27 protein-coding genes and 1 pseudogene are annotated in these 25,291 nt (G+C 55.5%); 15 read left to right on the plus strand and 13 right to left on the minus strand.

Annotation, left to right across the window (positions count from 1 at the left end; all coding sequences use genetic code 11):
• Positions 1–15: 15 nt before the first annotated feature.
• From HMPREF3178_RS23410 to HMPREF3178_RS23425, 4 genes are read right to left on the minus strand one after another with little or no spacing between them, the layout of a single operon-like run.
• Positions 16–675: a methionine ABC transporter permease gene (locus HMPREF3178_RS23410; RefSeq protein WP_016807425.1), complete on the minus strand. Its 660-nt coding sequence runs from the start codon at positions 673–675 to the stop codon at positions 16–18.
• Entirely contained in the window at positions 672–1,463 is a 792-nt protein-coding gene (locus HMPREF3178_RS23415) for a methionine ABC transporter ATP-binding protein (RefSeq protein WP_004113226.1), read from the minus strand. Before HMPREF3178_RS23415 ends, HMPREF3178_RS23410 begins: the two co-directional genes overlap by 4 nt.
• Positions 1,460–2,266 (minus strand): MetQ/NlpA family ABC transporter substrate-binding protein, encoded by an 807-nt coding sequence (locus tag HMPREF3178_RS23420; RefSeq protein WP_004134110.1) that lies wholly within the window; start codon positions 2,264–2,266, stop codon positions 1,460–1,462. The genes HMPREF3178_RS23415 and HMPREF3178_RS23420 overlap by 4 nt, the downstream gene beginning before the upstream one ends.
• 29 nt (positions 2,267–2,295) lie before the next feature.
• Complete coding sequence (locus HMPREF3178_RS23425) at positions 2,296–3,324, minus strand: isopenicillin N synthase family dioxygenase (protein WP_004102268.1); 1,029 nt, start codon at positions 3,322–3,324, stop codon at positions 2,296–2,298.
• 271 nt (positions 3,325–3,595) lie between these two features.
• Here HMPREF3178_RS23425 and HMPREF3178_RS23430 point away from each other — a divergent pair, with 271 nt between their 5' ends.
• Positions 3,596–3,871, plus strand: a complete 276-nt coding sequence (locus tag HMPREF3178_RS23430) for a VF530 family protein (RefSeq protein ID WP_004102267.1) — start codon at positions 3,596–3,598, stop codon at positions 3,869–3,871.
• Positions 3,872–3,912: 41 nt separating this feature from the next.
• Here HMPREF3178_RS23430 and HMPREF3178_RS23435 read toward each other — a convergent pair whose 3' ends face one another.
• Together HMPREF3178_RS23435 and HMPREF3178_RS23440 are read right to left on the minus strand one after the other, a co-directional pair.
• Positions 3,913–4,101 carry a hypothetical protein gene (locus HMPREF3178_RS23435; protein WP_017145820.1) on the minus strand — a complete coding sequence of 63 codons (189 nt, stop codon included), beginning with the start codon at positions 4,099–4,101 and terminating at the stop codon, positions 3,913–3,915.
• Positions 4,102–4,172: 71 nt separating this feature from the next.
• The gene (locus HMPREF3178_RS23440; protein WP_004102265.1) at positions 4,173–4,382 is read right to left on the minus strand and encodes a YdgH/BhsA/McbA-like domain containing protein; all 210 of its coding nucleotides are present in this window, start codon (positions 4,380–4,382) and stop codon (positions 4,173–4,175) included.
• A gap of 333 nt (positions 4,383–4,715) precedes the next feature.
• Here HMPREF3178_RS23440 and HMPREF3178_RS23445 point away from each other — a divergent pair, with 333 nt between their 5' ends.
• The 7 genes and pseudogenes from HMPREF3178_RS23445 (at position 4,716) to HMPREF3178_RS23475 (ending at position 9,620) form a co-directional block, all read left to right on the plus strand.
• Entirely contained in the window at positions 4,716–5,456 is a 741-nt protein-coding gene (locus HMPREF3178_RS23445) for an amino acid ABC transporter ATP-binding protein (protein WP_004102264.1), read from the plus strand.
• An 8-nt stretch (positions 5,457–5,464) separates the two neighbouring features.
• Positions 5,465–6,163 (plus strand): amino acid ABC transporter permease, encoded by a 699-nt coding sequence (locus HMPREF3178_RS23450; RefSeq protein ID WP_004113220.1) that lies wholly within the window; start codon positions 5,465–5,467, stop codon positions 6,161–6,163.
• 9 nt (positions 6,164–6,172) lie between these two features.
• Positions 6,173–6,925 (plus strand): amino acid ABC transporter permease, encoded by a 753-nt coding sequence (locus HMPREF3178_RS23455; RefSeq protein ID WP_017145822.1) that lies wholly within the window; start codon positions 6,173–6,175, stop codon positions 6,923–6,925.
• Positions 6,915–7,757: a transporter substrate-binding domain-containing protein gene (locus HMPREF3178_RS23460; RefSeq protein WP_004102261.1), complete on the plus strand. Its 843-nt coding sequence runs from the start codon at positions 6,915–6,917 to the stop codon at positions 7,755–7,757. The genes HMPREF3178_RS23455 and HMPREF3178_RS23460 overlap by 11 nt, the downstream gene beginning before the upstream one ends.
• A 4-nt stretch (positions 7,758–7,761) precedes the next feature.
• Positions 7,762–8,301: an L-2-amino-thiazoline-4-carboxylic acid hydrolase gene (locus HMPREF3178_RS23465; protein ID WP_004102260.1), complete on the plus strand. Its 540-nt coding sequence runs from the start codon at positions 7,762–7,764 to the stop codon at positions 8,299–8,301.
• Positions 8,289–8,819, plus strand: a pseudogene (locus HMPREF3178_RS31125) (VOC family protein). The gene HMPREF3178_RS23465 and the pseudogene HMPREF3178_RS31125 overlap by 13 nt, the downstream one beginning before the upstream one ends.
• A gap of 12 nt (positions 8,820–8,831) precedes the next feature.
• The gene (locus HMPREF3178_RS23475) at positions 8,832–9,620 is read left to right on the plus strand and encodes a pyrroline-5-carboxylate reductase family protein (RefSeq protein WP_017145824.1); all 789 of its coding nucleotides are present in this window, start codon (positions 8,832–8,834) and stop codon (positions 9,618–9,620) included.
• Here the strand turns inward: HMPREF3178_RS23475 and HMPREF3178_RS23480 are convergent.
• Positions 9,617–10,573, minus strand: a complete 957-nt coding sequence (locus tag HMPREF3178_RS23480) for an AraC family transcriptional regulator (protein WP_017145825.1) — start codon at positions 10,571–10,573, stop codon at positions 9,617–9,619. The genes HMPREF3178_RS23475 and HMPREF3178_RS23480 overlap by 4 nt on opposite strands.
• A 108-nt stretch (positions 10,574–10,681) precedes the next feature.
• On the opposite strand from HMPREF3178_RS23480, the gene HMPREF3178_RS23485 reads away from it, so the two are divergent.
• Complete coding sequence (locus HMPREF3178_RS23485; protein ID WP_004102256.1) at positions 10,682–11,881, plus strand: MFS transporter; 1,200 nt, start codon at positions 10,682–10,684, stop codon at positions 11,879–11,881.
• A gap of 289 nt (positions 11,882–12,170) precedes the next feature.
• Here the strand turns inward: HMPREF3178_RS23485 and HMPREF3178_RS23490 are convergent, their stop codons facing one another.
• From HMPREF3178_RS23490 to celB, 3 genes are all read right to left on the minus strand, one after another.
• Positions 12,171–13,505 (minus strand): leucyl aminopeptidase family protein, encoded by a 1,335-nt coding sequence (locus HMPREF3178_RS23490; RefSeq protein ID WP_227499109.1) that lies wholly within the window; start codon positions 13,503–13,505, stop codon positions 12,171–12,173.
• A gap of 125 nt (positions 13,506–13,630) precedes the next feature.
• Positions 13,631–14,584 carry a N(4)-(beta-N-acetylglucosaminyl)-L-asparaginase gene (locus HMPREF3178_RS23495; protein ID WP_017145826.1) on the minus strand — a complete coding sequence of 318 codons (954 nt, stop codon included), beginning with the start codon at positions 14,582–14,584 and terminating at the stop codon, positions 13,631–13,633.
• A 4-nt stretch (positions 14,585–14,588) separates the two neighbouring features.
• Complete coding sequence (gene celB, locus HMPREF3178_RS23500) at positions 14,589–15,908, minus strand: PTS cellobiose transporter subunit IIC (protein WP_017145827.1); 1,320 nt, start codon at positions 15,906–15,908, stop codon at positions 14,589–14,591.
• Between the two features lie 154 nt (positions 15,909–16,062).
• On the opposite strand from celB, the gene HMPREF3178_RS23505 reads away from it, so the two are divergent.
• The gene (locus tag HMPREF3178_RS23505) at positions 16,063–16,884 is read left to right on the plus strand and encodes a homeodomain-like domain protein (RefSeq protein WP_017145828.1); all 822 of its coding nucleotides are present in this window, start codon (positions 16,063–16,065) and stop codon (positions 16,882–16,884) included.
• 107 nt (positions 16,885–16,991) lie between these two features.
• Here the strand turns inward: HMPREF3178_RS23505 and HMPREF3178_RS23510 are convergent, their stop codons facing one another.
• Positions 16,992–17,321 (minus strand): NIPSNAP family protein, encoded by a 330-nt coding sequence (locus HMPREF3178_RS23510; protein ID WP_004113205.1) that lies wholly within the window; start codon positions 17,319–17,321, stop codon positions 16,992–16,994.
• A 289-nt stretch (positions 17,322–17,610) separates the two neighbouring features.
• Here HMPREF3178_RS23510 and HMPREF3178_RS23515 point away from each other — a divergent pair, with 289 nt between their 5' ends.
• From HMPREF3178_RS23515 to HMPREF3178_RS23530, 4 genes are all read left to right on the plus strand, one after another.
• Positions 17,611–18,420, plus strand: coding sequence for an ABC transporter ATP-binding protein (locus tag HMPREF3178_RS23515; protein ID WP_017145829.1), 810 nt, complete (start codon positions 17,611–17,613; stop codon positions 18,418–18,420).
• A 22-nt stretch (positions 18,421–18,442) separates the two neighbouring features.
• On the plus strand, positions 18,443–19,399 hold the full coding sequence (locus HMPREF3178_RS23520; protein ID WP_017145830.1) for an ABC transporter substrate-binding protein: 957 nt from the start codon (positions 18,443–18,445) through the stop codon (positions 19,397–19,399).
• The gene (locus HMPREF3178_RS23525; protein ID WP_004102247.1) at positions 19,396–20,403 is read left to right on the plus strand and encodes a FecCD family ABC transporter permease; all 1,008 of its coding nucleotides are present in this window, start codon (positions 19,396–19,398) and stop codon (positions 20,401–20,403) included. Before HMPREF3178_RS23520 ends, HMPREF3178_RS23525 begins: the two co-directional genes overlap by 4 nt.
• A 444-nt stretch (positions 20,404–20,847) precedes the next feature.
• Positions 20,848–21,354 carry a hypothetical protein gene (locus HMPREF3178_RS23530; RefSeq protein ID WP_004102245.1) on the plus strand — a complete coding sequence of 169 codons (507 nt, stop codon included), beginning with the start codon at positions 20,848–20,850 and terminating at the stop codon, positions 21,352–21,354.
• Between the two features lie 140 nt (positions 21,355–21,494).
• Here the strand turns inward: HMPREF3178_RS23530 and HMPREF3178_RS23535 are convergent, their stop codons facing one another.
• Positions 21,495–22,217, minus strand: coding sequence for an SAM-dependent methyltransferase (locus HMPREF3178_RS23535; RefSeq protein WP_016807433.1), 723 nt, complete (start codon positions 22,215–22,217; stop codon positions 21,495–21,497).
• Between the two features lie 561 nt (positions 22,218–22,778).
• On the opposite strand from HMPREF3178_RS23535, the gene ompC reads away from it, so the two are divergent.
• Positions 22,779–23,864, plus strand: coding sequence for a porin OmpC (ompC, locus tag HMPREF3178_RS23540; protein ID WP_017145831.1), 1,086 nt, complete (start codon positions 22,779–22,781; stop codon positions 23,862–23,864).
• Between the two features lie 129 nt (positions 23,865–23,993).
• Here ompC and HMPREF3178_RS23545 read toward each other — a convergent pair whose 3' ends face one another.
• Positions 23,994–25,256, minus strand: coding sequence for a PTS galactitol transporter subunit IIC (locus tag HMPREF3178_RS23545; protein WP_004113196.1), 1,263 nt, complete (start codon positions 25,254–25,256; stop codon positions 23,994–23,996).
• Between the last annotated feature and the right edge of the window lie 35 nt (positions 25,257–25,291).

Raw genomic sequence — 25,291 nt, forward strand, 5'->3', positions numbered from 1 at the left:
GCCATCCGCTCATCGTTAACGGCGGTGGGCGAGGCCGCGAACCAGACGGTCGCCGGCCATCTGCACCCCCTGTACCAGCGCGACCAGAATGAGCACCGTGCCGACCATCACCTCGTTATTAAAGCGCTGATAGCCGTAACGGATAGCCAGATCGCCCAGTCCGCCGCCGCCAATCACGCCCGCCATCGAAGAGAAGCCGATCAGCATGACGATGGTCAGCGTGATGCCTGCCAGCAGGGTCGGCAGCGCTTCCGGCAGCAGCGATTTAAAGATGACGTGCCAGATATTGCCGCCCATCGATAAAATCGCCTCGATACGCCCGTAGTCCACTTCATCCAGCGCATTTTCAGTCAGCCGCGCAAAGAACGGAAAGGCGCCAATGGTGACCGGAACCACCGCGGCGGTACTGCCGAGGGTGGTGCCGATAATCAACCGGGTGAACGGAATCAGCGCGATCAGCAGCACGATAAACGGCAGCGAACGACCAAAGTTGATAATCGCGCCCAGGATGGCGTTGAGCTTCGGCATCGGCGCCAGCCCGTTGCGGCGTGAAACAAACAGCAGCACGCCGGTTGGCAGCCCGAGCAGCACGGTAAACAGCGCCGCCAGGCCGACCATATAAACGGTATCCACCGTGCCCTGAAACAACAGCGGCCAGAGATCTTCCCAACTCATGCTACTCCGCATAAGGGCCTCCCGTGTAAACCGTGGCGAGCGAGGAAGTCCCGCTCCGCCTGCGGGTCGTGCAGCAGCGACTGCCTTAGCCGCGACCATGGCGCCACCAGCAAATCGGCAATTCTGCCGCTTTCAATAATCTCACCGTGCTCCAGCAGCGCCGCGTGGTCGCAGAGGGTTTTCACCACTTCCAGCTCGTGGGTGATCAGCACGATGGTGAGGTTCAGCTTCTGATTGATGTCCGCCAGCAGGTTGAGCACTGAGGCCGTGGTCTCGGGGTCAAGGGCGCTGGTGGCCTCATCGCACAGCAGCACATCCGGCCGTGCGGCCAGCGCGCGGGCGATCCCCACGCGCTGCTTTTGCCCGCCGGAAAGCTGAGACGGGAAGGCGGCGGCTTTATCCGCCAGCCCGACCAGCTCCAGCAGTTCCGCCACGCGAGCCTGGCGGGCCGCTTTCGGCACTTTGGCTATCTCCAGCGGCACCGCGACGTTGTCAGCGACGCTGCGGGCGTGAAGTAAATTAAAGTGCTGGAAGATCATGCCGGTGCGCAGCCGGTATTCGCGCAGCGCGCTTTTATCCATCCGGGTAATATCATTCCCGTTCACAATAATACGGCCCGCCGTGGGCCGCTCCAGTAAATTCAGGCAGCGTATCAGCGTACTTTTGCCCGCACCGCTGCGGCCAAGGATGCCGTAAACGGCACCGCCCGGCACATGCAGAGAGACATCGTTTAGCGCCGGTCGGCCTGTTCCGGCATAGGTTTTACTCAGCCCGACAATCTCAATCATGACTGAGGGGCAACCGGGATCACCGAGCCGTTATACTGCTTACGAATAAATTCAGCGACCTGCGGCGAGGTGAGGTCTTTGGCCAGCGCCTTGATGCGCGGATCGTTCGCCAGCGCCGGCGTTGTCACCAGAATATTAGCGTACGGGTTGTTAGTGGCGCTCTCCAGGCCCAGCGCGTCTTTGGCCGGTACCAGCCCGGCTTCCAGCGCGTAGTTGCCGTTTATCACCGCCAGGTCAACGTCATCCAGCGACCGCGGGATCTGCGGGGATTCAATCTCAAGGATTTTCAGGTGCTTCGGGTTTTCCACGATATCTTTCGGCGTTGCCAGGGTGGTCGCCGGATCGGTGAATTTTGCCGCCAGCTTAATCAAACCCTGATTTTGCAGCAGGAATAGCGCGCGGCTCAGGTTAGTGGTGTTATTCGGTACCGCCACGGTGGCGTTCTCGGGCAGCGATTTAAAATCTTTATGCTTGCGCGAATAGATCCCCAGCGGCTCAATATGGACGGTCGCCGCGACGGCGAAGGTTTTGCCCAGCGCTTTTTCCTGATCTTTCAGATAGGGGACGTGCTGGAAGTAGTTGGCGTCGACGTCGCCGTTAGCCAACAGCTCGTTGGCGTTTACGCCGCTGGTGAGTTCGACGATTTTCAGGTCGAGGCTGGGATCGATCTTTTTAATATAGTTAAGAATTTCGGCGTGCGGCACCGGGTCGGCGGCGACGCGCAGCGCGGCGGCCTGAGCGGAAGTCCAGGCCAGAGAGAGAGACAGTGCAACCCCTGCCAGTTTAAATGCGGCATATTTCATCATCTTATTCCTTGTGTTTGTTGTTATGTTTAAACGATCAATTGCTCGGCGCGTTCGCGAAAAACATCCTGGTAGTAGCGCTCGGCGACATCAGGATGCGAGCGCAGACGCCCTTTCAGGTAATTCCAGCCCACCTCGCGCAGCAGCGGGTTTTGCGGGTCGCTATCCGGTCCGAGGGCTTCGCGGGCCAGCTCATCGGGCAGGGTGTAGACGGGGACCACGGCATCCAGCTGGGCACCGAGGAAGAAAGCGATCGACAGCCGCTGCTGGTCGGCGGGCGGCGAAACGACCCGGTGCACCGTTGCCCGCAGATAGCCGTTGGTCGCCAGCTCCAGCAGCTCGCCGATATTCACCACAAAGCTGCCCGCCAGCGGGGTCGCGTCAATCCAGCGGTCAGGAGAGACTTCGACCTGCAATCCTTTCTGCTCATCCTGCAGCAGGAAGCTGAGAAAGCCGGAGTCCTTATGCGCGCCAACGCCCTGGGCGCTCTGGGTCTCCTGCTGGCCGGGATAGCGGATCAGTTTGATATGTTCATTGGGCTTATCACCATACAGGCCATCGAAGGCATCCTGCGGCAGGCGCAGCGCTTCGGCGAAGGCGCGCAGCAGGGCGATCCCAACCTGGGTCATTTCCCGTTGCCAGGTCAGTAATGTGGGTTTGAGCGAGGGCAACGCCTCTGGCCAGAGATTCGGCCCCTGCAGTCGCTGCCAGCGCGGAGCGCGTTCGCTAAGCTGCAGGGCCGGGCGCTCGGCGCCGATATCGAACTGCTCGCGCCAGTCGGGTTGACCGCGGGTTAATTCAGAAGCGGCGCGGTTGTAGCCGCGAAAATGCGGAGAGTGAATCATTGCCACCCTCTGCTTTTGAGCGTCGGGCAGGGCAAAAAAGGCGCGGGATTGCTGCTGCACGGCCTGCTGCAGCGACTCATCAACGCCGTGGTTGATCAGATAAAAGAAGCCGATATCGCGGGCGGCGTGGCGCAGGTCGGCGAGAAACGCCGCTTTTTCAGCGGGGTCCGCGTAGCGGGCAAGATCCAGTATCGGTAAGGTTGTCGCGTTCATTGTCTTCTCCGAAGGCGGTATTCAGGTGTTTTCGTCGATTCAGGTTCAGGGTTCGGGGACAACAACAGCGCATGATCGATTCCTCAGTCGGGTGGTTGAGGCCAGCTTGCCTTAAGCGAAAATATTCAACCAATAACGTTCTTTTCTAATTTATGACCGCGGAGGGTTCTGTGCTTTTGCGAATTCTGGATAAGGGGCGATAAGGCAGGTTGCGTATAGCGTCGGGAGACAGTATGGTGAGCAAAATTTTTAAATCAGGTAACAAGACGCAATGCAGCATCCAAACGATCCTCTGCACGGCATCACGCTGGAGGCGCTGTTAAACGCGCTGGTCGCGCAATATGGCTGGGCCGAACTGGCGAAACGCATCAACATTAACTGCTTTAAAAGCGATCCGAGCATTAAATCGAGTCTGAAGTTTTTACGCCGTACGCCGTGGGCGCGCAAAGAAGTGGAAGCGCTGTATATCGATTCGCTGTCCGATACCGATACGGCAAAAGCGGAAGCGCCGGCGGATAATCCGTGGGCACACTGGCAGAAAAAGTAAGGCGCGCAGCGGATAATTCCGCGCGCGCCCTGTGCAGTGTTTTACTGAAGATTGCCTGCGGCCAGGCTCTCTTTATCAAAGGCATGGCTGACATCAATATGATTCTGCTGCACAGACGTATCGATATTTGAACCTGCCTCCGGGCGCGCAAAGCTATTCTTTGCGGCCATCGCGCCGGACGAAAGGGTAGCGGCTAACAGCAGTGCGGTGACTACGCCGATATTTTTCATATTTTGTTCCTCATTTCATCGTGTTGTCGCTGTCGCCTGTGTTTTCCGGCGGCCCGGCAATGTTTCAAATTTTATTTCGTCAGCTCAGCGGTCATATGCACGCGGTTATTGAATTGAGCGCTGGTGATTTTGTAAGACGCGCCTTGCTCTGCGGCCTGAGCGGCAATTTTGGCTTCTGCGCGGTCCAGTGTGGAAGCGCTGGCGCTAATGCTCTGCGCAAAAGTACCGAAAGAGATCATAGAGAGTGCGGCAACTGCAACGAAAGTTTTGATGGATTTAATGGTCGTATTCCTTAAGCGTTTTGTCAGTGTTGGAGCGTTGTTGCCCCGATGTGATAAATGATAGGACGGCGACGAGATGATTAAAATCGAAACAATTTGTTCTCATTGTTCAATAAATCTGAATAAAAATTATCGGTTAACGCTATCCTGTTTTGCTAATAAAGTTTGATTACAATCCAGCCTCATTGTCATAACAAATATATAAAAAGTTATTTTTTGACTTTCGATAGATGATTTTCTTGTTTGCTATCATCTGAACGGCGGCAATATAGTTTTTGTACAGCAATAATTGCCGGTGTGCGGCAAATAATCATTATTCACGAATATCTCATTATGATAACGCTCAATAAGATCAGTAAAAGCTTCTCCGGTGAAAGAGTGCTAAAAGAGGTATCCCTCAGTATTCATTCCGGCGAGATTATTTGCATTATTGGCCCCAGCGGCTCAGGGAAAACCACGCTATTACGTACACTTAATTTCTTAGAGCCTGCCGATAGCGGGCAAATAAGAATAGATGACGTGGCGCTGGATTGCGCAAAAGCGGGAAAAAAGGAGATTGAAAAACTACGCTCAAAAACCGCTATGGTTTTTCAATCGTGGAATCTTTTTCATAATCTCACCGCACTGCAAAATATTACCGAAGGCCTGATATACGCTAAAAAGCGCCCGCGGCAGGAGGCGCTGGCTATTGCTGAACGACTCTTAAAGCAGGTGGGGTTACTGCATAAAAAAGACCACTATCCGCACAGTCTCTCCGGCGGCCAAAAGCAGCGTATCGGTATTGCGCGGGCGCTGGCGATTAACCCCGCCGTTCTGCTGCTGGATGAGCCGACCTCCGCGCTGGATCCGGAAAAAGTCGGTGAAGTGCTGGAGCTTATTCAGACCATTGCCGCCGCGGGCCAGACGATGATCATCGTGACCCACGAAATGGCGTTCGCCCGTCAGGTCGCTTCCCGGGTGGTATTTATGGAAAACGGTGAAATCGTTGAACAGGGCCCGGCGGAACAGATATTTGGCGCAGCTCAGCAGGGCCGAACCCGGGCGTTTCTTGCGCAACTGCACTATCATGCCTGAGGCTGATGATGAACAATAACCCGCTGTTTAGCTGGCAGGATATCGCCGGAATAGTGCCGAAACTGCTGGAAAATTTACCCGTGACTCTCGGCATAACGCTGGCGTCGCTGCTGCTTGGTTTGACGATCGCGCTGCTGATTGTGCTGCTGCAGTTTAGCCGCTTTAAGCCGCTCAGCGCGGCGGCAAAGGGGTATACCGACATTCTGCGCGGCGCGCCTCTGGCGCTGCTGATCCTGCTGTTTTTCTTCGGCGGCAAATTAATTTTGACCGCGCTGGCGCTGCCGCCGCTGTGGATTAGCGATACCACCTTTGCGGTGCTGTCTATCTCGGTCAGCATCAGTCCCTACTTTGCAGAAATGATGCGTTCAGCGTGGCGCGCGGTGGATAGCGGCCAGAAAGAGGCCATTATCAGCCTGAATATTCCCTGGCATCAGGGAATACGACGGATTATTTTCCCCCAGGGATTTATTATTGCTATTCCCGTCTTTGGCAATCTTTTAATTAATCTCGTGAAAATGACCTCGCTGGTCAATATTATTGGCATTGTGGATATTTTTGGTCGTGCACAAAAGATTTCGCAAAATAGCTACGGGGCTAAACAAGTCGCGGCATTTATTAGCGTTATTATCGTCTACTGGGTGCTAAATAGTATTATTCTCTATTTTACCACTCGTATTGAAAAGAAATATCAGTTCCTGCTGGAGTGATAAATTAACATGTTTAGCCTGGCGTTCATTCGGGACAATTTTACGTTTATTTTAAGCGCGCTGCCGGTCACCCTGACGATAACGTTATTATCCTTACTGTTTTCCACTTTGCTGGGCGCAGCGCTGGCGTGGACGATTATTCGTCAGGTACCCGGCGTTCAATGGCTGGCGAAGGTTTTCCTCTCCTTTGGCCGTTCGGTCCCGGTCCTGGTGATGCTGTATTTCTTTTTTTACGTCTGGCCGTGGATTGCCGCCGGGCTGTTCGGCGGCCCGCAGGACACGATGTACCGCTATAAACTTTCGCCGCTGGCGGCGGCGGTCACCGCGTTATCGCTGATCTTCAGCGCGTATTTCGCCGAAACCTTTCGCGCGGGATGGAACGCGGTTGATAAGGGGCAGCACGAGGCTGCATGGTCAATCGGGCTGAGCGGGTTCACGCAGTTCCGACGCATTATTTTTCCACAGGCGGCGGTATCCGCGCTGCCGAACTTTACCAGCGTGCTGATCGATCTGATTAAAGACACTTCGCTGGTTTACACCATCACCGTTGTTGATCTGATGGCGAAAGCCAATATCGCCGCCGCGCGCGGGTTTCATTTTGTCGAAGCCTACTGCGTCGTGCTGGTGATTTATATCGTGCTGTGCCTGGCGATTGCCAGAGCATTGCGCAGGGCAGAAAGATTTCTGAGCGTCCGCTGGCAAGGCAACGCAGAAAAGAGTGTTCCACGGTTATCATTTTGGGGAAGGTATTTTGAAAAATAAAATTTTACTGGTGAGTGCGCTGGTGTTGGCAATGGGAATGGACGCCGCGCAGGCGGTTGAAAAAAGCCCAAACGCGAAAACGGTTGAGGTTGTCGTCAATGCTAACGGTTTTCCCTTTAGCTTTGTTGACGATAACAACAATATTACAGGCTACGATGGCGACCTGTTAAAGGTGCTGGACCAGCGGTTAACGGACTATACGTTTCATTTTAATGCGGTCTCTCGCGATGCGATGATCGTCGGCCTATCGACCGGCGCCTATACCCTCGCGGCGGATCACTTTTATCTCACCAAAGAGCGGGCGGAAAAATACGACCACTCCGGCGAGCCGACCGGGATCAGCGATTTACGCCTGATTGTACGTAACGATGAGAACGATATTCATAACCTTGGCGATCTCGCCAGCGGTAAGAAAAAACTGGTGCCGATTCATACCTCCGACGCCCGTTATACGGTGATTGAAAACTACAATAAAAAACATCCAGGCCAACAAATTAACCTGCAGCCCAACGGCGAGCAGTCTGCCGCCGATATCTTTAAAGCGGTAGCCTCCGGGGAATACGATGCGGCGATTTATCCTATTGGCGCGCTGCTGGCGTTAAATAAGGCGCTAAATCTTAATCTGAAAGCTTCGGATTCCGTCGGCCTGTTTCCTAACGTCTATTTGTATAAAAAAAATACCGATCCGCAGCTAATCAAAGCGATTGACGCGCAACTGGTTGCCCTGAAAAAGGACGGCACGCTCGCTGACCTCTCGCGGAAATGGTACGCCGAAGATGTATATGCCCTGCCGGGCGCCAGCGACGTGAAAGTAAATACCGACTGGGAATAAGCGCATGACGCAAATAAGCTCGGAACCGGCGCATAACGCCGCCACCTTAAACGATGAGGTGACCCTGGCGCTGCGCGCCATTACTGAAAAACGCGCGGCAACGATCGGTTACCTGTTGGACGAAAGCCGACAGCGCGATATCGCGGATGATTCTGTCCGTGAAGCAATACGCCACTATGGCCGCGATATCGGGCATAAGCTGCGCGCGCAAATGCGCGATCGAAAAGATTTGCAGGAGTTTGCCGGGCTGTTTACCCGCGGTCTGGAATCTCAGGTTTATGAGATGGAGCCCGTTAGCGCCAGCCGGGCCGAATTTATCGTCCTGTTTCACTACTGTCCCTATGTCAACTGCTGGCGGCAGCAGGGGCGAGGCGCCAGCGAAATTGAGACGCTGTGCGATATCTGCATGGAAGGCGATCGTGCGCTAACCGACGCGTTTCCGGGGCTGCATTTAGAGGTGCAGACCGCGCTGGCTCGCGGCGATGCTGCCTGTCGGCTGCGTTTTTATCAGGCAGAGGAGCGGGAGGGCGAATGGCAACCTTAACGTGGGGCCACGCGGTCCAGTTTGTTAATCAGCCGGAAGCGGCGGTTCAGGTATTAAGCGGGCAAAAGCTCAACGCGCTGGCAGGCGGGCGCCACCCGGGTTGGGGACCTGAAATGTGCTGAGCTATTTCGGTCTGACCTGGATCGAATTTCTGGCGATTGCCGATGATACAGAGCTGCTTTCCGCCGCGGAGACGTTTTTACTCTCCCGGGATGCGTCACGATTGCTGCCGGATAATGAAGCGCTGTATCGGGTGGCGCTGCGCTCCATCCGCAGGGGGAGATTGAACTGCAGCGCGCGGTTTTCACCATACAGCATCCTCAGGCGGTGCGCGACCGCTGGCAGCAGCTGTTTGGTTTTACCCCGCAAGGCGGCAGGGGCTGGCGGTGGGCGGTCGAGAGTTTCTTTTCCGCCAGGGCGCGGCGAATCAACTGACTGAACTGGGGTTTCGCGTTGCCGACCCGGCGCTCAAAGGCCGACGCTTTCGCGTTGGCAACGGTGAATATCTTTTTGAATAAGGAGTAATACTCATGGCCAGGATCCATTTTATTGGCGCCGGACAGATGGCGGAGGCGATTATTCGCGCGTCATTAAGCCACGGTGCGCTGCGGGCGGACGCGATCTCGCTCGAGGATATCGACAGCACGCGAGTCGAGGCTCTGCGCGCCCGTTATCGGCTGTCGCGCGACGGTGGTGTAAACGAGGCCTCTTTGCTGGTGCTGGGGATCCGTCCGCAGGACGATCTGGCGGGGGTGGCGAACCGCGTGCGCGCGCAGCTAAACGGCTCGACAACGGTGGTATCTCTGGTCGCGGGGGTGACCCTGGAAAAGCTGGCCTCCCTGTTTGGTGCGGCAACGCCGATTGCCAGGGCGATCCCCAATACCATGACCGATACCGGATTTGGCTATAGCGGCGTGACCTTAAACGCCCACGCCAGCGCGGCTGAGATCGAGCCGTTTCTGCGCGGCTTTGGCAAAGTGCTGTATCTGCCTGAGCGGTTGATCGATATCTTTACCGGCTTTGGCGTCGCGGGACCTAACTATATTTACTACTTTATTGAGTCCCTTACCGATGCCGGCGTACTGGCGGGACTGCCTCGACCCCAGGCAACGGAGGTGGTGCTGGAAAACCTGCTCGGCGCGGTCGAGATGCTGCGCCAAAGCCAGAAGCATCCGCGCCAGCTTCTGGATATCAACAATTCCCCTGCAGGAGTCGGGATCCATGGTCTGTATGAGTTGAACAACAGCGATTTTGCCGCGGGGCTTCAGCGCAGCGTACAGGCGGCGGTCAGGCGCACCCGTGAACTGGGACAGTGCTAAAATCCTTCTTCCCGCGACAGATCGCGCAGCGCGCCCGGCGCCTTTCCGATAATGCGTTTAAAGGCGCGGCTGAAGGCGGCATGAGAACTGTACCCCAGCCTGAAGGCCACTTTTTCCAGCGCCTGACCCTCATGGGAAATGTACTGCACCGCGAGGCGCATACGCAGCTCGGTAAGATAGCGGGCGGGCGTGGTGCCGGTGGCGGAGAGGAAGCGTTCAGCAAATACCGAACGCGAAATTCCCGCCTCGCGGGCCAGATCCTCGACTTTCCAGTTAATGCCCGGCTGCTGATGCATAACGTAAATGGCTTTAGCCAGTTTAGGATCGCGCAGCACCTGTACCCAGCCGGTGGCGTTGCCGCAGCCGCACTCCACCCAGCCGCGGACAATCAGCGCGGCGACCACATCGGCCAGCCGCGCCAGAATACCGGCGTAGCCCGCCTGTCGAGTGAGGCTTTCGCGTTCCATGGCTGCCAGCATCGGCGGAATCTCCGGACGACTGGTCAGCAGGCTGCTGACCCGCATCACTTCGGGCATCGCTTTGACTAACGGCTGCATGCCGCCAAGCTCAAAGTCCATACAGGCGCTGAAGATAATGGCGCTGTCGCTTTTCGCGTCGTCGCAGGCGTTTTTGACGCAGCTTACCGAGTCGCAAACCGGTTCGCTGGGCAGTCTGGACACGTTAACCACCGTTGCCTGGTCATCGGAGAGCAGCACGTGACCATCGCCGTTAGGAATAAACAGCGCATCGCCGCTCTGCAGCATCAGGCGCTGGCCGCTGACCATGCGCAGCAGTACCGGTCCCCGGCTGATAAAGTGGAACTGCGCTTTACCAGGTACGAAGCCGAATTCGACGCCAAAAGGGCGCGAGGTTTCGATGCGGCGGTAGTTGACGCCGGCAAGGCGCATGCCGCGCAGAAGTTCGCTGGTGAGATCGAGGGCGTGCTGAGTCATAACATCATTCCCGGACGAATTATCAATAATCACAGAGTATGTATCATAGATCGTCCGAACAGAACCGCCTAACCTTAACGAAATGTTAATTGTTCTGGAGAGATGTTTATGAGTTCCTGCATTGCAGCTGAAGAGAGCCTGGCCAACGCCAGGCCCGCGTGGCGCGCCGTTTATGCGCTGGCGCTGGGAGTATTTGGCCTGATTGTCGCCGAGTTTCTTCCTGCCAGTTTGTTGACGCCGATGGCGGCAAGCCTGGGCGTTAGCGAAGGCATGGCGGGGCAGGCGGTGACCGCGACGGCGCTGGTGGCGTTAGTTACCGGGCTGCTGATCACCACCGCGACGCGAAATATTGACCGCCGCTGGGTGCTGATGTTCTTCTCCGTTTTGCAAATTATCTCCAGCATGATGGTGGCCTTCGCCGGTTCGCTGGAGTTTTTGCTGCTGGGACGTCTGCTGCTGGGGATCGCCATCGGCGGCTTCTGGTCGATGTCGACTGCGACCACCATGCGTCTGGTTCCGGCGGCGATGGTGCCGAAAGCGCTGGCGATTATCTTTTCCGCCGTTTCCATCGCGACGGTGGTTGCCGCGCCGCTGGGCAGCTATTTCGGCGCGCTGATCGGCTGGCGCAACGTATTTCTTATCTGTGCGCTGCCGAGCGTGGTTGCGCTGCTCTGGCAACTGTGGGTTCTGCCTTCCATGCGGCCGGAGAGCGCGGGCAGCTTTGCCACCCTGGTTAAAGTGCTGCGCCGTCCGGGCATGGTTGGCGGAATGCTGGCGACAATCCTGATTTTTAGCGGCCACTTCGCCTTCTTTACCTATCTGCGTCCGTTCCTCGAAACCGTGGCGCAGGCCAGCGTCGAAGGAGTTTCCCTGATCCTGCTCGGTTTTGGTGTGGCGAACTTTATCGGCACGTCGATTGCCGGACATCTGTTGGCCAGAAGCCTGCGCATGACGCTGGCGCTGGTACCGCTGGCGATGAGCGTGCTGGCGCTGATGATGGTGACGTTCGGCCACTTCGCGCTGCTGGACGGTCTGCTGGTGGCAATGTGGGGCTTCGCCTTTGGCCTGGTGCCGGTGGGCTGGTCTACCTGGCTTGCCACCACGGTGCCGGATGAGGCGGAAAGCGCGGGGGGTCTGCTGGTGGCTTCTATCCAGCTGGCGATTAGCGCCGGTGCCGCCGGCGGCGGGGCGGTGTTCGATCTTAACGGCGCCAGCGGGGTTTTTGTTGGCAGCGGTTTGTTGTTGGTCAGCGCGATGGTGATTGTGCTGTTTGCGGTGAGAGTAAAACCGGTGGCGAGCGAGGAGTAGGGCCTTTCCCGGGCCAGGAAGCCTGCGGATTTTGCAGCCCGGACAGATGTGCAGCATCGCCTCCGGGAAATTCTGCCACTCTGCGCTCTTTTCCCGGGGGCGGCGCAAAGCGCCTGCCCGGGCTACCGGCCCGCAGGCTGCTGGTAACCCGCAACCGGGGGAATGTGCGGAGACGTGGTATTGCTGCGGCTTCTTCCCGGCTCGCGCTGCGCTTAGCCGGGCTACAGGATCGCTGACTGCTGAGAACACGTAGCCCGGACAGATGCGCAGCATCGCCTCCGGGGAGTGGTTAACTCTCTCCGATATCGTCGAGCAGATGCTGCACCAGCAGCGGAACAGGCCGACCGGAAGCGACGCTTTTACCACCTTCTCGCCACAGCGCTGTACCGCTGACGTCCAGATGGGCCCACGGGATCTCCGGCGGACAGAAATGCTGCAAAAGCCAGGCAGCCGAAGCGCTGATCGCTGCGTTATTGCCCGGCGTGTTGCACAGGTCGGCGATTGCGCTTGCGGTCTGTTTCTTCAGCCTGCTATCCAGCGGCAGTGACCAGACCTCATCTCCGCTCTTTAACCCCGCCTCGGTCAACGCCGCTCGTAGCGTGTCGCTTTGGGTCATCAAACCGCTCAAATCATAGCCCAGCGCCTTGACCACCGCGCCGGTGAGGGTCGCAATATCAATAATATAGCGCGCCTGCGGATACCGCTGGCTGGCCCAGGCAATGGCGTCGGAAAGCACCAGACGGCCCTCGGCATCGGTATTATTGATCTCTACCGTCAGGCCATTGCAGGCCCGGGCGACGCTGCCCGGCTGCATGGCGCCGGGACCAATCGCGTTTTCCGCCAGCGCCAGTACCCCCATTACCCGCACCGGTAGCGCCAGCTCGGCGATGCTCAGCATCAGGCCGAGAACGTTGGCTGCACCGCACATATCGTACTTCATGGTGTACATTCCGGCGCCTTCCTTGAGCCACAGCCCGCCGGTATCAAAGGTGATGCCTTTACCGACGTAGCAGCGAACCGGGCCCTCGCTGACGCCCTCATAATGAATCGCCAGCAGGCGCGGCGGGCGTTCAGAACCTTTACCCACCGCATGCAGCAGGCCGAGCCCCTGATCGACAATCGCTTTTTCATCGAGAACTTCGCAGCGCAGAGCAGGAATATCGGCGCACAGACGACGGGCTTCTTCCACCACGTACTGCGGCGTACACTGCTCCGAAGGCAGATCCGCCAGCCGCCGCGCGGCGAGCATACCGTGCGCCGTGGCCCGTTGACGATGGGCGAGGGCATCCAGCGTCGACCGCTGTTCAGGTAAGGCGTAGAGGACCAGCTGACGCAGGCGTGGCCTGACGGCTGTATTCTGATGCAGACCTAAATCAGCAAGCTGCCAGTCGAGATTAAATAGTTCGCGCAGCGCTTTGGTTAACGCGCCGGCGGTCTTTCCCAGCGAACAATCAAGGATAAGCGATTCGCTCACCGGCTTTTTACATAGCGGCCGCAGCGCCTCGCTCAGCCCGTCGTTAAGCGCATCCTGCCAGTGCGCCTGCGGGATAAGAGTGATGCGCGCGAAGGGCGAACAGCCGAAGCGGGTGTCAGCCACCTCGCCGCGGGCGGCCTGCGCCGCCATTTCTGTGAGCAGAGTGCTGTCGTTGAGCGGGGCCTGTTTTAATAGCGTGCTGCCCGGCCAGGTCACCAGGTGCGCGCCGTTACAGTCGCTATCCAGTTAATTGATTAAGCGATAATCCAGCATGGTTACTCCTCGATGGGGGCGCGAATGCGTGCGGCATAGGCCTGCATCCATTCGTCGTCCACCGGACGGTAATGGGTTTTCTCCTGCACGCGTTCGGCGCAGAATACGGTGAGCGGCTGCGTCGCGGTGGCGACGACAAAGGAGAAAGTTTTTATATTGGTGGCCGCGCCGAATTCGCCGCCGCGGTTCATGCACACCACCGAGAGATCGCCCGCACGGCCAAAGCGCGACATCAGTTTGTCTTCCAGCTCGCAGACTACCGAGTCCGCCGCCTCCTGCGGCGTCATGCCCTGAGCCATTCGCCGGACAATCTCGTAGCTGGTACAGCCTTTCATCAGATCTTCACCGACGCCGGTCGCCGTAGCGGCGCCGATTTCGCTGTCGCAGTAGAAACCCGAGCCGATAATCGGAGAATCACCGAGCCGCCCGCGCTTTTTCATAAACAGGCCGCTGGTCGAGGTGGCAACGCTCATGGAGCCCTGTTTGTCGAGGCCGATAATGCCCACGGTATCGTGGCCGTCGTAAGGGCTTAGGCCTTTATCCAGCGTTTCGCGACAGCGTTTCCGGTAGTGCTGCATGGCCCGCTCGGTCAGCATGGATTTGGCGGCGAATCCCTGACTGATGGCCCACTCTCTGGCGCCCTGGCCAACCAGCAGACTGTTATAGCGCTGGCGGCTGAGGGCGTGTGCCACTTTGACCGGGTTGGCAATATCCACCAGGTTGCCGACCGCACCGAAGGCGAGGGTATCGCCATGCATAAAGGCGGCATCCAGCTCAACCTCGCCGTTTTCCGTCGGTAGCCCGCCGTAGCCTACCGATTTGTAGAGCGGAAAATCTTCTACCGCCGCCACCGCATCGACCACGGCGCTGGCGGTATCAGCGCCGGCTGCCAGCGCCGTCGCGGCTTCCATTACCCCTTCCAGCGCCATTCGCCAGGTGGCAATCATTCCCCACATTGGTTTACTCCTGTTTAGCAAGCGTGTTGTCCGTTTCGGTACGGGAGGTTGTCTCCGCCGCGCGATACTGCTTATCGACGATACGCATGAAAGGCAGATATAGCATGGCGCCAATCAGCAAATTGAGGATCTGCATTACGCTGCCGCTAAGATGTCCGGTCACGATAAACCCGCTGATCACCGGCGGCAGCGTCCAGGGAATAAACACCCCGGTGGTGACGGCCACCGCGCCGATTTTCATCGCCACGTACTGCACCGTGACCAGCACCAGCGGCACGAGGTTAAAGGGGATCAGCATGATCGGGTTCATGATCACCGGCAGGCCGAAGAGGATGGGTTCGTTGATATTAAAGATGGAAGCGCCGGCCCCGAGGCGGGCGACCTCGCGCATATTTTTACTGCGGGCGAAAATCAGCATGGCGATCACCAGCGACAGCGTTGCGCCCGCGCCGCCCATCCAGATCATATCGAAGAACTGCTCGGTGATAATGTGCGGCGGGGTCACGCCGGCCTGAATCGCGGCGATGTTATCGGTCTGATTTTCCATCCACAAAGGACGAATAATGCCGTTGATCATTGAACCGGAGTTGATGCCGACGGACCACAGAATAGTGGTGCTGAATACGGTCATCAGCGCGCCGAAATAGGAGGTACCGTAATGGCGAACCGGCGAGGCGACGACCTCATAAATGAACTGGTGAATAGTGGCGTAGTGCGTGTGTTCAAACCCGATGCGAATCGCCAGGATCAGAATCATCACCAGCAGGGCCGGGATCAGGGCGGCGAAAGACTCCTGCACGGCGGGTGGAACCCCGTCAGGCATCTTAATCACCAGCTTCTTGCGCTTTAACCAGCAGAAGAGTTCGGTCCACAGCAGCGAACCGATCATGGCGACGAACAAACCTTTGGTACCGATCCATTCAACGGGGATCACCGTGATACCGCCGTTTTCAGCGACTTTAATAAAGGGGGTGAGGATCAAAAATCCCACCAGCGACAGGATGCCGCAGGAGATACGGTCATCCCCGTAGTGCTCCGCCAGGCGGTAGGCCACCAGGAAGCTGATAAACAGCGACATCGTGGAAAATACCGCATTGAACGGGATTTCAATTATCGCACTCCAGCTGGCGCCGAAGGTGCTGGCCATAAACTGCTGATAGCTCTGATTAGGAAACGACGAGATCACCAGCAGAATTGAACCGACAATAATAAAAGGCATGAATGAAACATAGGCGCCACGAATAGCGCCGAGATGACGCTGCTGGGCAGTTTTCGCCGCCAGAGGCATCAGTTTGGCTTCAAGAAATCCCAGAACATTGTTCATTGTGAACTCCGTACAAGATCGACAGGGGCTGTGTGTGTTATCTATGGCGGATTATGCGAGAAAGCGGTGGGCTGAAAGGTGAAGCGGTTCACAATGTCTTCTCTGTAACTATATATATCTCATATGATTAGTTATATTTTCCGTCGAGGATTGTATGGAAATCAAGCTGCATGCCAACGCCACCACCACCCCAAGAACGCGAAAATATCTCCAGGAGTCGACGAAAAGCGACCGCGAACTGGCGCAGGAACTGGGTATATCAATCAATACGGTTCGCCGCTGGCGCAACCGCAGCCAGATTTCAGATAATCACACCACGCCACATCTGATACACAAAGTGTTGAGACAAGAGCAGGAGGCGCTGATTAACGCCCTGCGCGATATACTGCGTGCGCCGCTGGACGAGCTGCTGTTTATGGTGAATGAAGGGCTGGGTATCACCCTTTCACGGGCCACGCTAAACCGCTATCTTCGCCCGGCCCATGAGGGGCGGAAAAACGCCGCGCCGCAGGGAAAGAAAGCGTTAAAAGCGGGGATGAGGCCGGATACCCTGACGCTGCATTACCGGCAGCTCGCGCTGTCGATGGACGATGGCGGCGAGCATCATCTGCTGTGGGCGCAGGAGCCGATCAGCGGCTGGTGCTTTGGTCGTATCTATTCCGGCATTTCGCCCGCGCTGGTGGATAGCTGGCTGAACCAGGCGCTGGAAGCCTGTCCGGCGCAGATACAATGTCTTGAGACTTATGCTCATAAGGGCTTCGAACCGATACGCGCGGATTTGTCATGCACAACGGTGATCGCGGAGGAGCGCGGGGCGGTACAGCTTAGCGAACGATTGGCCAATATTATCCCGGCGCTGGATGAGCCTGACGCAACGCTGCAGCGGCTGTGCACGCTGTGGAACCAGGGACGGGCGCAAAAGAAACTGGGTGACAATACGCCGCAGGGCTTTCTTGCCTCGCTCAATCAGATCTAAATTCAGCGACAGGATCAGGGGCGGTCTCCGCATTGACTGAGAACCGTCACCTTCTCCGACAGCAACAAAGCCCTTTACTTGTCGGCCCGCGTCAGCCCCTGTGCCGGTCAGCCGTTTCGCAGGCCATCAACCGCGCTGGCGCTTAGAACCATAACCGATTTTACGCTTACGGCAATCATGTCGATGATGGCCTGACGTGGGCCTTCGCGCCACGCGGGGCTACTGTAAAAGCGCTCCTGGGAAGCGTTTAAATGCGCCAGGTCGTCATAAGCCCGAATCAGGTAATAAGCGTCGTTGTCTTCCACCGAATTGCCAAAGGAGACGATATCCATCCCGGCGGCGCGATGGCGGGGGGCGCTTTGCTCCTGCATTATGCGGTGAAAATCATTCCCGGTACCGGGTTTAAGGGTATAAAGCAAAAACTCTACCGTTTTCATCCTGAAGTTTCCTTTTAAAACCGCCGAGTGGGCTGGCAATAGAACACAGCGTCGGCCTGAATACAACTCCGCCAGAACCTAACGCCTCTCCCGGGCAGTATTATCGATCGCGGGTTGCCAACGCCCGGCAATAATTGATATGTTATATCATAACAAATGAAGCATTATAAAATATGTGACTATTAACCTTTCTTTTTAAATGATAATGATTATCATCTATGCGGGTGAGAATAATTGATTGCGAGCGCATTTTGCCAGGCCGCTCGGCAGAGAGCAGGAGAAGAGGCTAATGGACAGGCGTTTGACAAACGGGAGTAGGGCCAGTGAAGCGGTGCTTAGCGTCAATATTGCATCGCTACCGCGTCCTGGCGGCGGCGCGCTTCTTACGGATATTCATTTCCACGCCATAAAAGGAGAGTGCCTGGCGGTGATTGGGCCTAACGGCAGCGGCAAAACCTCCTTATTACGGGCGATAGATCAGCAGCTGACGACGCGGGAGGGCGAGATTCGCTTGAATGGCCGCTCGGTTTCAGCGTTAACCCGCCAGCAGCGTGCCCGGCAGATCGCGGTCCTTGCGCAGAATGATGCCCCGGATATGCGGCTGGCGCTTGAGGATTATGTCGCCCTCGGGCGGATCCCCCACGCCAGGGAGATGTCGCGTCGTGACCATGACATCATCGTGACCCGGGCGATTAATGATACGGGACTGCAGAGGCTGCGAACGCGCTCGCTATCGGCATTATCCGGCGGTGAGAGGCAGCGCGCCGCGCTGGCGCGGGTACTGGCCCAGTCGCCAGAACTGGTGTTGCTCGACGAGCCTACCAACCATCTCGATCCCCCGGGTCGGGTTGAGCTTCTTTCTTTAGTTAAAAACCAGGGGATCACGGTCGTCGCGGTATTGCACGACCTTTCGCTGGTGGAGTCCTTTGCCGACCGGGTTTTGCTTTTATCGCAGGGGCGCGCCGCAGCCTGGGATGTGCCCGAGCGCGTCCTTATTTCGGAACAGCTCTATCCCGTCTTCGGCTTAACCAGCTTTACCGTGCCGCATCCCGAGACCGGGAAGGCGCTGCGGATTTTTGAAGTTCCAGGCTATGCGTAATCAATTTTGAGGATGACGAAGAATGAATAAATGGCTTGCCGGCATGATGGCGGTTTTTTCTATTACAGCGGCGAACGCAGGAGATTTTCCTGTCACCATTGAGAGTTGCGGAACGCCCGTAACCTTTACCCAGGCGCCGAAAAGGGCGGTCATACACGATCTAAATATGTCTGAAATGGCTTTTGCTCTCGGTTTACAGGACCGTATCGTGGGTTTAACCGGGATTAGCGGATGGTACAAAATGACGCCGCAATTTAAACAGCAGATGGGGGCGATTCCTGAGCTGGCGCCGAAGTATCCCTCGCTGGAAACGCTGCTGGCGGCTAATCCGGACTTCTTTTTCGCTGGCTGGAATTACGGCATGAAAGTGGGCGGAGAAGTCACCCCTTCCGTGCTGGCTAAATACGGTATCAAGACCTTTGTTCTGAGTGAGAGCTGCGTGTTTACCGCTAAGGACAAACGAAAAGCCAGCATGGACCTGCTGTATAACGATGAGCTGACGCTGGGCAAAATTTTCGGCAAACAGCGAGAAGCGCAGGCGCTGGTCGACGGCTGGAAAAAAACGCTCAATGCGCTGCCCAGGCCGCCGCAGGGCGTGCAGCCGTTGAAGGTGTTTGTTTATGATTCCGGCGAAGACAAGCCCTTTACCAGCGGGCGCTATGCTATGCCGACCGCGATTATCGAAGCAGCCGGAGGTCAAAACGTCATGGATGGCCTCGAAATAAGCTGGGGCACCACCTCATGGGAAAGCGTCGCGACGGCGGAACCCGACTTTATTATTCTTCTCGACTATCAGACCGGGAGCGGCGCCGACGCGCTGCGCCGCTTCCTCGAAAATCATCCGTTAATGAAGCAGACCCCGGCGGTGAAACACCAGCGTTATCTGAAGCTGCAGTATGCTGAACTGACGCCCGGTCCGGCAAATATTAAAGCGGCCGAAAAGCTGGCCCATGCGATGTATCCAGCGGCTAACCAATGAGTTCAACGCCATATCGTTACTACTGGGCCGCGTGGGGCGCGCTACCGGTGTTAGCCGGGTTGATGCTGCTCAGCGTGGCGAAAGGCAGCGTACCGCTATCGCTGACGCAGGTTCTGGGGGCTTTACGGCTGCTTGATGTGCCAGTTTCGGACATGATGGCCCGTATCGTCATTGATTTGCGCGTGCCGCGAACGCTGCTGTCGGTGCTGACCGGGGCGGTGCTGGCGATGGTAGGCGGCCTTTTACAGACCACCACACGCAACGATCTGGCCGATCCTTTTCTGTTCGGGCTCTCCTCCGGGGCATCGGCGGGGGCGGTGCTGGTGATTACCCGGTTCGGCGAGCGGCTAGGGGGGCTGACGCTGCCGGTGTCGGCATTCGTCGGCGGGATCTGCTCTGCGGTGGCGGTGATGCTGCTGTTTCATTTTAAAAAGCAGCGCGGCGCCGAGCATTTAGTGATTTGCGGGCTGGCTATCTCCTTTTTATTCGGCGCGCTGACCAGCTATTTGATTTTCTCCGGCGACCAGCGGGCCGCCAGTTCAGTGCTGTTCTGGTCGCTGGGCGGCCTCGGCCTGGCGCGGTGGGATAATTTACCTTATGCCGTATTCAGTCTGCTATTTCTCTGCGCTTTTATCCTGTTACGCTGGCGATCGCTGGATGGCCTGTTGGCCGGAGAACAGACCGCGCAGTCGCTGGGCATCAACGTCAGCCGCCTGCGGATGGAGGTGTTTTTCTGCTGCGCGCTGGCGACATCGCTGCTGGTGGCCTTAACCGGAGTGATCGGCTTTATCGGGCTGATGGTGCCGCATATGTGCCGCTACTTTTCCGGGGTTAAGCATCTGCGGTTGCTGCCTTTATGTGGTCTGTGGGGAGCTGTACTGCTGTGCGGCGGCGACATTGTCAGCAGGACGCTGCTGGCCCCGCAGGAGCTGCCTATTGGGATCATTACGGCCGGCATCGGCGGACTGTTTATTATTATTCTGCTGGCCCGGAGCCGGGCATAATCTTTATCAGCGCCGGGCCGCAAGCCCGGCATTTTCATCTGCTGCCACCTAAACGAATGGCAAACAAACCCTCAGAAATTCGATCGCGCCGTCACGTCGCGGTAAGTGCAACACCTTGATAACCGAATTTATCTGTTTATAAAGCGTTTTCTCCAATGTAATTGGTTGAATATATTCTGCATGACAGAATGTTGTCCTGTTCATTTCTTTGCAACTGACGTTTAATGAGAAAAATCCTAAAGAAAAGGGAGGTATGGTTGCCGTCGTCGGGGGCGAGAAATGTCAACAGGGTAAATTTTACGGGGATTTATCTGAAATTTGCTCGTCTGGACAATAAATATTAATCAAACCTATAATTCACCCGCTTCACTCATGGGTATATTCCCATGGCGCGTATTATACGCATTTCTATAAAGGATGATTGCACTTTCGTGAGGGAACGGAATGTTAACTATTTTCAGCCATAATCATTTTTTTAAAAAAGCCATGCGTCTGAAAATAAATGATATAAAAGCGGTCAGAAAGGCGAATCTCGTCGATCTGTGCTTAACCAGATACTCATCCAGCAGCCATGCGCAGTTTCATTTTTTGATAAACAGCTTTGAAATGAAAAAGAATTTTGTGTGTTTCAAGGTGGAAGGCAATATCATTTGCTTGATCAACAAGAGGCGCACCGCGCACATCGCCAGTATTATCGCCAGAGTCACTGACGGTATCCCTGTCGGTGAGGACATCACCCTAACGGAAAGAGAATTCCAGTATATTTTTATTATGAAATTTAACGTGCTGGCAAAAGACTATCCGGAACTGCTCGGCATCTCACCTAAAGCCTACAGCAACTATAAAAGAAGATTAATTGATAAATTCGGTTTTAACTCATTTCATGCGCTGTTGGCGCTGTCTAATTATTTACACGCTTTTTCGCTGATTGATAAATTCACCCCAGACTAATTGCCCGCGATGATACTGCGCGCAGGCTAATCCTGTTAATTACCGTCAACCTCCTGGTTTCAGTGCGCCGTTCTATCACCGTGCCATCGCTTCCGGCGCCCACTCTCCGGCTGGGCGAGCGTCGATGCCAGGCTACAGGTTTATTTGTTTACCCGGCCAATGATTTGCATAAAGCGCAGCTGCTGACCCAGCTCATCACTTCTCATGGCGGCATCGGTAGCGGCAAAATCATTATCGCACTTTTGCCACTCTAGCCACGCCTGACGGCCGGATGCCATATGACGGCAGTGATTGACCGCAAGATGCTGGCTCCCGGACCAGATTGCGCGCCAGCGGTCGGTGGTAAAAAGGGCGATGCCGCTAGCAATGAGCGCATGGATTTCAGGTCGCGTTTCAGCATCGCTGCTGCGCAGACCCGGGATGACAATAGCCACCGTTCCGCCGCCTTTGACATAAGGCGCAATGCGCTGGTCAAAGAACAGGGCATCGCGGGCAAAATAGTGCCAGGCATTGATACTGACCACGGCATCAAAGGCGTCGCGGGCAAAAATACCCAGTCCCGGCAGGGTGCTGATATCAAGATTGATCGGGGTGATTTTATTGTCCATGCCCGCTGCCGCAAAACGCCGGGCGTTATCGTCGGCGCGAACCCACAGATCCGCCGCGACCACCTCCACGCCGAATTCCGTCGCCAGATACATCGAAGATAACCCTGTCCCACAGCCCAGATCGAGAATACGCATCCCTGGCCACAGTTCCAGGGAGCGGCTAAGCTCTTCAACCAGCCTTAATACATTTGGCCCCATCATATTTTGATTGACATACGTCTGCGGGCAATTCGCCGGACTAAATTTATTCATCATCACCTTCATCCCTTGAAAATAGAGTCGTCGCTATCCGTTTCACACAATTTCTAAACAAATCTTAAACCGCCGGGCTATAATGAATGTGGATTTTGTAAAGAACTTTCAATAACGCCAGAGCTTATCTTGATACTGGAATTAATTCTGAATGCGAAAATCAGAATATACCTTTGAAAACACGATCTGGCGAATCAGGATGTTTATGATTAAGGATTTTCTGAAGAAATAATTACTCATAACATTATGATTTACAAGGATTTTAACAAATTGAAATCTTTAATTATTCTTATCATTAGAATTTCCCTATGAAAAATTATTTATTTTGGTTAAATCTGCTGATTCCAGGGGTTGTACAAGGTGTGATTTAGAATAATTGCGGGCTCAAAACGGGGTTAATTGATGTGTGTCAATTAACAACCACCGTTTTCGTCACAGTTATTGTATTTGGTATAAAAATTCGGAACTTTTAATTTCAAGTCTCTTTGCGAATTATCGCATAATGGTCTCGCTCAGAAGGTATCTGAGATTTGATATTCTATTAATAGTTAGGGACGAAATAATATGAAATTAAAATTACTAACAGTGGCCGTCTCTACACTTCTTGCTGCAGGAACCGTGCAGGCAGCTGAGGTGTATAACAAGGACGGAAACAAACTCGACCTCTATGGGAAAGTGACCGGCCTGCATTATTTCTCCAGCGATAAGTCAGAAGATGGCGATCAGACCTATGCCCGTCTGGGCTTCAAAGGTGAAACGCAGATCAACGACCAGCTGATCGGCTACGGCCAGTGGGAATATAACTTCAGCGCCAATAACGTTGAAGGCGACAACTCCGGCGACAAAACGCGCCTTGCGTTTGCTGGCCTGAAGTTTGGCGAATTTGGTTCTCTGGACTACGGTCGTAACTACGGCGTTGCCTATGATATCGGCGCCTGGACCGATATGCTGCCGGAGTTCGGCGGTGATACCTGGACCCAGACCGACGTCTTTGCCACCGCGCGTACCACCGGCGTTGCCACTTACCGTAACAACGGTTTCTTCGGTCTGGTTGACGGTCTGAATATCGCCGTACAGTACCAGGGTAAAGAAGAGGGCAACGACCGCGATCTGGCGAAACAGCATGGCGACGGCTGGGGTATGGCCTCGACCTATGAGTACGAAGGATTTAGCGCAGGTGCGGCCTACGCGGCATCCGATCGTACCGATGCGCAGGTCAGGGAAGGTCGCGTCAATCCAGACTTCTACGCCCGTGGCGAAAAAGCGGAAGTGTGGGCGGCCGGTCTGAAGTACGATGCCAATAACATCTACCTGGCGACCACCTATGCGGAAACCCGCAACATGACTAAGTTCGGTAAAGGCTATATCGCCAACACCGCGCAGAACTTTGAAGTGGTTGCTCAGTATCAGTTTGATTTCGGCCTGCGTCCGTCCATCGCCTACCTGAAATCAAAAGGCAAAGATCTGGGCCGCTATGGCGACCAGGATCTGGTTGAATACGTTGATGTAGGCGCGACTTACTACTTCAACAAGAACATGTCTACCTACGTGGACTATAAAATCAACCTGCTGGATGACACCAGGTTCACTAAAGATGCCAGCATCAGCACCGATAACATCGTTGCCGTGGGCATAACTTACCAGTTCTAAAATTCAGCCTTTTATCAGCCATGCCTGCCAGCTTACCCTCCTGGCAGGCATTTTTTATGGTGGCGAGCGGGCGATAATAAAAAGCCCGGCGCCGTTTCCCGCGCCGGGCAGAGTGAGAAGAGAGGGAATTTACGGCGCGGTAGTGAAAAACTCGCCGAATTTCACCGCCAGCCAGCCCACCGGCGTGGTGGCTCCGCCAACGATATTGGTAATTTCCGCCATCCCCTCCGGCACAGGAATATTAGAGTTGACCGCCGCCTGGGTGTATTCCCGCGAAATATCCGTTCCGACGTACAAAATACAGGTGACCACCAGCGTGCCGGTGATAAACATGCGGAACATATTACGTTTGCAAAACGGTGTTACCATCGCCAGCAGGAACATCAGGGAGGCCAGATCGACAAACGGCAGCACGCGGTTGCCTGGCAGAATAATCGCCAGCACCACCGCCATAGGGATCAGCAGCAGGCCGGTTGCCAGCACCGAAGGTTCGCCAATAAGCAGTGCGGTATCCATGCCGATATAGAAGTCGCGGTTGGGGAATTTCGCCTTCAGCTTCGCTTCCGCGGCATCGCGCACGATCAGCAGGCCCTGCACTAAAATTTCGATCATTTTCGGTAGCAACAGCATGGCGGCGGAAACTTTAATCGCCAGCGATACCGCCGCCGAGACATCGTACCCGGCCAGGAAGGCCAGCAGCAGCCCCAGCACGAAGCCCAGAGTGAGTGGCTCCCCGAAGACGCCGAATTTTTTATTAATGCTTTCCGGGTCGAAATTAATTTTATTGATCAGCGGGATCTTATCAATAATATAGTTACAGGCAATACCAAACGGCACGTAGGTTATACAGGTAAGATGGGGAAATGATATCCCTTGCAGATTATAGTTTTTTTGCAGATAGGGTGCGGTTAAATCCGCCGCCAGTAGCGTTAAGATAAATATGCCGAAAGTAATGCCGACGGAGAGCCAGTAGTTACCGGTACCGGCATAGACGACTGAACCCATAATCAGGAAAATCCAGTAGTTGAATATATCGATATTTACCGTTTTGGTTAATTTCAGCAGCAGCATGGCAATATTGATAACGATAAATCCCACCACTACCGGCAGCATCAGCGGCGAGCCCCAGCCGATAGTCGAGGCGGTCGGCCAGCCGGTATCGACCACCGTCAGGTGCAGGCCGATACGCTCTACCATGGCCTGCGATGCCGGCCCGAGGTTGGTTAATAGCAGGCCGATCACCAGTCCCACCCCTTCAAAGCCGATGCCTACCAGCATCCCGGCTTTAAATGCGGTGCCGATTTTAACCCCAAAGCACAGTGCGATAATAAAGAATATTACTGGCATCATCACTGATGCCCCCAGGCTAATAATGCTGTTGATAATATCCATAATATTTCCTTAAAAGGCGGCCGAATTGGGCGCGA

Source organism: Klebsiella sp. HMSC09D12 (assembly GCF_001808475.1).
In the GTDB taxonomy this organism is placed as follows: domain Bacteria; phylum Pseudomonadota; class Gammaproteobacteria; order Enterobacterales; family Enterobacteriaceae; genus Klebsiella; species Klebsiella oxytoca.